Below are 885 nucleotides of genomic sequence, written 5' to 3' on the forward strand. Positions count from 1 at the left end.
CGCTGCGGAGTCCGCCGCGCTCTCGCGGGCGGCGCGGGCCGCGCCCGGAACGGCGATCACGCCCCACCCGTCGTCCTCGGACTCCGGCGGCACGATCTCGTCCGCCGACGGGGGGGTCCCCCCGTTCGCGGACGCCTCAGACGCGGTTCCCGCAGGAGCGCCGCCGCGAACGGACTCACCGAACCGACCGCCGGAGGACTCCGGCCGTCCTCCCCCGCCCGCAACACCGTCCGGACTGCTGCGATGGCTGTCCGATCCGGCGTCGTCGGGCCACCCGGCGGGACCCCGTCCGCCGTGAGGACCGCCCGGACCACCGTCCCGGCCGCCGCCGCTCGGACCGCCCAGAACGGCGTGCGCCTCGAGTCTCAGCCCGAGCGCCTGATGCAGGGCCCGGGAGAGGACCGGGCCGTGGCCGCCGTTCTCGAAGGCGTTGACCAGGCCCTGCCCGGTGAAGATGACCTCGAAGACGCCTCCGTTGATACCACCGGGCTGGGAGTTCGGGCCGACGAGCGCCCAGGTGGCGCGCCGGGAGCGCTTGGCCGCCTCAAGAACCTCCTCCCAGCGGTCGCGGATCATCTCCGCATCCGCCGCCGATCCGGTACCGGCCCGCGCGGGACGCCGCGGAGCACCGGCCTGTGCGGGGGCCTCCCGGTCCGCCTCGGCCGCTCTCCGTGGAACGGGAGACTCCGCCGTCGGCGCCGAAGACGCCGACGGGGCCGGCGCCGACGGCGCATGCGCATCCGGCTCGGAGGATGCGCCCCGTCCCGTTCCCGCAGCCGGAACTGCTGGGGAGACGGCCGCAGCGGGCTGCGCCGGGGGCGCTGCGGGGCGCGCCGCCGGGGGGGCATCAGCGGCCGGCCGTGAGGCATGATGCGCGATCTCGGC

The 885-nt window shown here is 77.1% G+C and carries 1 pseudogene; it reads right to left on the reverse strand.

From position 1 onward, the window contains the following. Positions 1-576: pseudogene (locus tag HMPREF9062_RS11960) on the reverse strand (hypothetical protein); the annotation flags it as partial. Between the last annotated feature and the right edge of the window lie 309 nt (positions 577-885).

The sequence above is a fragment of the Actinomyces sp. oral taxon 448 str. F0400 genome, assembly GCF_000220835.1.
In the GTDB taxonomy this organism is placed as follows: domain Bacteria; phylum Actinomycetota; class Actinomycetes; order Actinomycetales; family Actinomycetaceae; genus Actinomyces.